Genomic DNA, 5,419 nt, shown 5'->3' with positions numbered 1-5,419 from the left:
ACCCCGGAATCAACGGTTGCGCCAATGCCCACAACTCATCCGGCACCAGCCGCTGGGAGAGATCATCAACCACAAGACATGATCATGACAGACCATGATCAAACCACATGAGACACCCTCTAAGTCACCCCATCGGGAATGGCACGACAACGGGAACCTCGTTTGCGAGCGCTATTGAATAGGGCAGCGATTTTCACAACTGGTACGGTTCCGGCTACGGCAGGTAGCAGTTTTGAGAAACCCTGTTTATGAGCCGATAAACGTCAATTCGATCCGGAAACAAGGGGCGATTTGGACACGACTCGGCCGGTCTGCTTATGTCTTGGCCATGAGTCGCGTGATCACCGCCCTGACGACGCTCGCGTTCCTGGCCGTGCCGTCGGCGGCGTGCAGCGGGACGACGAGCACCGGACCGACGAGCACCGGGACGACCAGCGCCGGGACAGCGATCACCGTGCTGCAGCTCAACATCTGTCACGGCGGCATGAACCACTGCTACCGGGGCGACGCGGTGATGACCAAGGCGGCGGAGGAGATCAGGGCGAGCAAGCCGGACGTGCTGTCGGTGAACGAGGCGTGCGCCGGTGACGTCGACCGGCTCCGGCCGGCCATGGAGCCCGCCCGGGCTCTGTTCGTCGCCGCACGCAACCTGGACGGCACGCCTACCCGGTGCCGGGACGGCGACCAGTACGGCAACATCATCATGGTCGCGGCGAGGTTCGCCGGCACCGCCGAGGAGTCCGGTGTGTACGACGCCCAGTACCGAGCCCTGGACGGCCACTTGGAACTGCGGTCCTGGGCCTGCCTGCCGGCCGCCACCCTCAGCGCCTGCACCACCCACCTGTCCTCGGACCACGCGCCGACCGCGCTCGCCCAGTGCCGGGACCTGATGCGCCGCGCGGCCGGCTACCCCCGGCCGACCACCGTCGTCGGCGACTTCAACATGCGCGGCGAGGGCTCCCCGAGCATGCGGGACTGCGACCCCGCCGGGTTCTCCCGCCGCGGCGACGGCAGCGTCCAGCACGCGTACGCCAGTGACGACCTGGCGATCAGCAAGACCACCAAGATCGACATGTTGGGCACGACCGACCACCCGGGGCTGCTGTTCACCCTGACCCGGCCTTGACCCGGCGCCGCCGATCTGTGGGTAACCAACCATCGCTCTAGCGTGTCGACTATGGACGACACCGCTGTCCGGCATCGGCTACCCGTGCGCAAGCTCGTCGCCGCGAGCCTGGGCAACGCGCTGGAGTGGTTCGACTGGACGATCTACGCCACGTTCAGCATCTACTTCGCCACCGCGTTCTTCCAGGCGGGCAACGATGCGCTCGCCCAGATCAACACGTTCGCCACCTACGCGCTGGCGTTCTTCTTCCGGCCGCTGGGCGGCATCCTGCTCGGCCGGTTCGCCGACCTGCGGGGGCGCAAGCCGGCGATGGTGCTGACCATCATGATGATGGCCGGCGGGTCGGTGTTGATCGGCGTGTTGCCGACGTTCGAGCAGGTCGGCTGGCTCGCCCCGATCGGGCTACTGTTCGCGCGGATCGTGCAGGGGCTCTCGCTCGGCGGCGAGGTGTCGAACGCCTCGGCGTACCTGGGTGAGATCGCCCCGAACGAGCGCCGCGGGCGGTACTCCGCGTTCTTCTACATCTCCACCGGTAGCGCCGTACTCCTCGCGTCGGTGCTCGGGTTCGTCCTGGCACGCGTACTCAGCGAGGACGCCATGCAGTCCTGGGGCTGGCGCGTGCCGTTCCTTCTGGGCGGCGTGCTCGGGCTGATCGGCCTGTGGCTGCGGCGGAGCCTCGCCGAGACCGAGCTGTTCGAGGAGCACAAGACCGAGCGGGTGCCGCACCCGCTGCGCACGACGCTGCGGGAGCACCCGAAGGCCGTCGGTCAGCTCGTCGGCTTCACGATGCTGTCGACGCTGTGCTACTACACCTTCTTCAGCGCCCTGACCCCGTTCGCGGTGGGGACGCGGGGCGCGGATGCGGTCGACGTGTTCCTCGCCCTGTCCATCGCGACGGCGGTGTTCGTGGCCCTGCAGTACCCGATGGGCGCGATCGCCGACCGGTACGGCCGCAAGCCCCAACTGCTGGCGTGGTCCGCGGCGACCGCCGTGCTGATCGTCCCACTGTCCACTCTGGTCAAGCCAGGTCTGGTGAACCTGGTCGTGGTGTTCACCGTCGGCCTCACCCTCTACACCGCGATGACCTCGATCGCGCCCGCGCTCATGAGCGAGCTGTTCCCCACCGCCCTGCGCGGGCTGGGCATCGGTGCCTGGTACAACCTCACCGTCGCGACCTTCGGCGGCACGGCGCCGCTGCTGATCAGCGCCCTGTCCAACGCGGGCCTGGCCAACGTCTTCTTCTGGTACGTGGCAGTGGGAGCGGCGATCGCCTTCGCCGTCATCCGCACCCTGCCCGAGACACGCGGCACCCCGCTGCGTTGACGCGGGCCCTCAGCCGGCCGCCGGGAGCACGTCGTCCTCGATGACCGACAGGCCGGTGAACGAGTCCTGGTCGAAGTCGCGGGTGTTCGTCGTCATGACGACGACGAGGTCCAGATCCTCGACGATGTAGATCATCTGGCCGCCGAACCCCCAGGCCATCGCGACGTGGTGGCCGGCGATGTCGCGCAGCCAGAAGTCGTAGCCGTAGCTGAACGGGGCACCGGCGTCCACCTGGTCGGCCATCGACGCGGCCACCCAGTCCGCCGGCACGAGCTGCCTGCCGTTCCAGCGGCCGTCGTCGAGATAGAGCAACCCGAACTTCGCGAGCTCGCGCGGCGTCGCGTAGAAGTTGTAGCCGCCCGAGAAGTAGCCCTGCGGGTCGCGGCCCCAGCGTTCGGCCACGACGCCCATCGGCGCGAGCAGGTTCTCGTGGACGAACTCGCAGGCCGTCGTCCGGGTGGCCTCCGTCAGAACCGCGGAGCTCAGGTGAGAGTCGCCGGTGCTGTAGTTGAACACGGCGCCCGGCGTCGCGGCCCTCGGGAGCCGCAGGGTCGCCGCGACCCAGTCGGGCGTGTGCTGGAGCTGGGTCTCGGTCGTGTTCTCGGTCCAGCGGCTGCCCGAGGTCATCGTGAGCAGGTCGCGAACCTTGATCGTCTTGGTCTCGGGGTTCATCGCCGCGTCGTAACGCGACGGTAGGACCGAGGCGATCGTCGCGTCGGCGCCGTCGATTCGGCCCTGGTCGATCGCGATCCCGATCGCGGCTCCCCAGATGCTCTTGGACGCCGAGTGGACGTTGTTGCTCTGGTTCTTCGCGCTGCCGTGGTAGTAGCGCTCGAACACGAGGGCGCCGTTGCGGACCACCAGGAAGCTCCACGAGTAGGGCAGGTCGGCCAGGGCGGTCGAGGCCCGCTCGAGTCGGCTCGAGTCCATGTACTGCGCCTCGGGGGTCGACATCGTCCACGACGCACTGTCGTCGACCGGATCGGTGTAGGTCGGGTTGTCCTCGTAGAAGCTGTTCGTCGACAGCGGACCTTGGATCCTGCCGCAGTCATAGGAGGCGACTGCCTCGACTTCGGTGGACGCGGGCTCCGGCGACGAACAAGCAGCGATCACGCTCAGCATCGCCAGCAAGATCATGGCACTTCTGCTACGCCCGGCGATCTTCGGGCTGTGAGCCGTGCGCGCCATCCTCCGGATCCTAGGCCACGCAAGAGGGCCCGGTGGCAGCGCTTCATTTTCCTCGTGTACTAGTGTCCTAGTACAAGCAGACGAGGCGGTGCTGTCGTGTTCGTGTTTCGTTTGGATCCGTCGTCCGGGGTGCCGACCTACCTGCAGTTGGTCGACCAGGTGCGGCGGGCGGTCCTGCTCGGCTACCTGTGTGACGGGGACCGGCTACCCACTGTCCGGGAGGTGGCGGCCACGTTGGTGGTCAACCCGAACACGGTCGCCAAGGCGTACCGGGAGCTGGACCACGCCGGGCTGACCAGCGCGCGTGCCGGTCAGGGCACGTTCGTCACCGGCAGTATCGGCGAGGTGCCCACGGCCACCTACGCCCAGCTGTCCCGGCGGTTGCGCGGGTGGTTGAACACCGCGCGTGAGGCCGGCCTCACGTCGGAGCAGGTGCGGGCGCTGGTGTCCGCGGTCCTCGACGACGAGTCCCGGACCGGCGCGGCATGAGCGGCGAACCGGTGTTGCGTTGCAGCGGCCTCGGCAAACGCTACGGCCGTCGCACCTGGGCGCTGCGCGACTGTGATCTCGAGCTGCCGCACGGCGGCATCGTCGGGTTGGTCGGTGCGAACGGGGCGGGGAAGACCACCCTGCTGCACCTGGCGATCGGGTTGCTGCGGCCGACCGAGGGCACTGTCCGGATGTTCGGCGAACCGCCGCGACTCGACCAGTCGGCGAAGCTCGCTCGCATCGGGTTCGTGGCGCAGGACCATCCGTTGTACCGCAGGTTCACCGTGGCCGACCTGCTCCACTTCGGACGCTCGATGAACCGTCCCTTCGACCTCACCGGTGCGCGAGACCGGCTCACTGGCATCGGGATCGCCCTGGAACGCCGCGCCTCGACGTTGTCGGGCGGACAGCAGGCACAGGTCGCGCTCACCCTGGCCCTGGCCAAGCAGCCGCGGCTGCTCGTGCTCGACGAGCCGGTCGCGAGCCTGGATCCGGTCGCCCGCCGGGACTTCTTCCGCACCCTCCTGGACGCGGTCGCCGGCAGCGACCTGACGGTGGTGCTGTCGTCCCATGTGGTCGCCGAGCTCGAGCGGGTCTGCGACCACCTCGTCCTGTTGCACGAAGGCCGCGTGCTACTCACCGGCGCCATCGACGACCTGCTCGCCGAACACCGGCTGCTGGTCGGCCCCCGCACCGACGATGTCGACGCGATCGACGGGGTGATCACCGCGGCCCACGGCCACCGGCACAACAACCTGGCGCCAGCACCGCGTCGAGCTGGTCTCAGCACTCGGGCTGCTCGCCGCCCTCGCCATACCACTGATCATGACCGCCTGGACCTGCGTGCCGAGTACCGGTCGAGCGGGGTCGCCGAGTGCATCGCGAGAGGTGGAGACGGTGTCGCGCGGGGCTGGTCGAGGCTTCCTGGACCGCCACACCGAATGGGGCAACCGGTTCGTGTGGGCCTCCTTCCTCCCCGCCCTCGCCGGCGTGTTCATCGGCGCGCCGCTGTTCGCCCGCGAGTTCGAGCACGGCACCTGGCGCCTGGCGGTCACCCAGGGGGTGACCCGCACCCGCTGGTTCACCACGAAGATCGCGCTTGTCGGGACTGGCGTGGCCGGCGTCGCCGGGCTGTGCGCGGCGCTGTTCACCTGGTGGCGCACCCCGCTAGTGTCGCGCGTCATTAATTCATTGACACTGATCACGGGCGCCGTCTTCGGCGGCTGCGACTTCAACATGTAGCGGAAGCCGTCACCCGCGGACATCACCCCGCATCGAAACCGTCACAGCGCC

Annotated in this window: 5 protein-coding genes and 1 pseudogene; 5 read left to right on the top strand and 1 reads right to left on the bottom strand. The window is 68.3% G+C overall.

Going from position 1 to position 5,419, the window contains the following annotated elements; all coding sequences use genetic code 11:
• The first annotated feature begins 328 nt into the window (after nucleotides 1–328).
• Together ACRDSK_RS31385 and ACRDSK_RS31380 are read left to right on the top strand one after the other, a co-directional pair.
• Entirely contained in the window at nucleotides 329–1,126 is a 798-nt protein-coding gene (locus tag ACRDSK_RS31385) for an endonuclease/exonuclease/phosphatase family protein (RefSeq protein ID WP_431445016.1), read from the top strand.
• Between the two features lie 51 nt (nucleotides 1,127–1,177).
• The gene (locus ACRDSK_RS31380; RefSeq protein ID WP_431445015.1) at nucleotides 1,178–2,449 is read left to right on the top strand and encodes an MFS transporter; all 1,272 of its coding nucleotides are present in this window, start codon (nucleotides 1,178–1,180) and stop codon (nucleotides 2,447–2,449) included.
• A 9-nt stretch (nucleotides 2,450–2,458) separates the two neighbouring features.
• Here the strand turns inward: ACRDSK_RS31380 and ACRDSK_RS31375 are convergent, their stop codons facing one another.
• Nucleotides 2,459–3,586: a serine hydrolase domain-containing protein gene (locus tag ACRDSK_RS31375; protein ID WP_431445014.1), complete on the bottom strand. Its 1,128-nt coding sequence runs from the start codon at nucleotides 3,584–3,586 to the stop codon at nucleotides 2,459–2,461.
• Between the two features lie 147 nt (nucleotides 3,587–3,733).
• Between ACRDSK_RS31375 and ACRDSK_RS31370 the strand changes: the two genes are divergently transcribed.
• The 3 genes and pseudogenes from ACRDSK_RS31370 to ACRDSK_RS31360 all read left to right on the top strand — a co-directional run bounded on the left by ACRDSK_RS31370 (nucleotide 3,734) and on the right by ACRDSK_RS31360 (nucleotide 5,368).
• The gene (locus tag ACRDSK_RS31370) at nucleotides 3,734–4,126 is read left to right on the top strand and encodes a GntR family transcriptional regulator (RefSeq protein ID WP_431445013.1); all 393 of its coding nucleotides are present in this window, start codon (nucleotides 3,734–3,736) and stop codon (nucleotides 4,124–4,126) included.
• Nucleotides 4,123–4,686: pseudogene (locus ACRDSK_RS31365) on the top strand (ATP-binding cassette domain-containing protein); the annotation flags it as partial. The gene ACRDSK_RS31370 and the pseudogene ACRDSK_RS31365, both read left to right, overlap by 4 nt.
• 337 nt (nucleotides 4,687–5,023) lie before the next feature.
• Nucleotides 5,024–5,368 carry a hypothetical protein gene (locus ACRDSK_RS31360; RefSeq protein ID WP_431445017.1) on the top strand — a complete coding sequence of 115 codons (345 nt, stop codon included), beginning with the start codon at nucleotides 5,024–5,026 and terminating at the stop codon, nucleotides 5,366–5,368.
• Nucleotides 5,369–5,419: the final 51 nt, after the last annotated feature.

Origin of the sequence: Actinophytocola sp. (assembly GCF_050699915.1) — a bacterium.
GTDB lineage: Bacteria > Actinomycetota > Actinomycetes > Mycobacteriales > Pseudonocardiaceae > Actinophytocola.
This window is presented reverse-complemented; position numbering and strand designations above follow the sequence as displayed.

What these genes read in the sequence shown, in the direction of transcription:
- ACRDSK_RS31380 (WP_431445015.1), top strand. Translation starts at nt 1,178, where the DNA reads ATGGACGACACCGCTGTCCGGCATCGGCTACCCGTGCGCAAGCTCGTC.
- ACRDSK_RS31385 (WP_431445016.1), top strand. Translation starts at nt 329, where the DNA reads ATGAGTCGCGTGATCACCGCCCTGACGACGCTCGCGTTCCTGGCCGTG.
- ACRDSK_RS31375 (WP_431445014.1), bottom strand. Translation starts at nt 3,586, where the DNA reads ATGATCTTGCTGGCGATGCTGAGCGTGATCGCTGCTTGTTCGTCGCCG.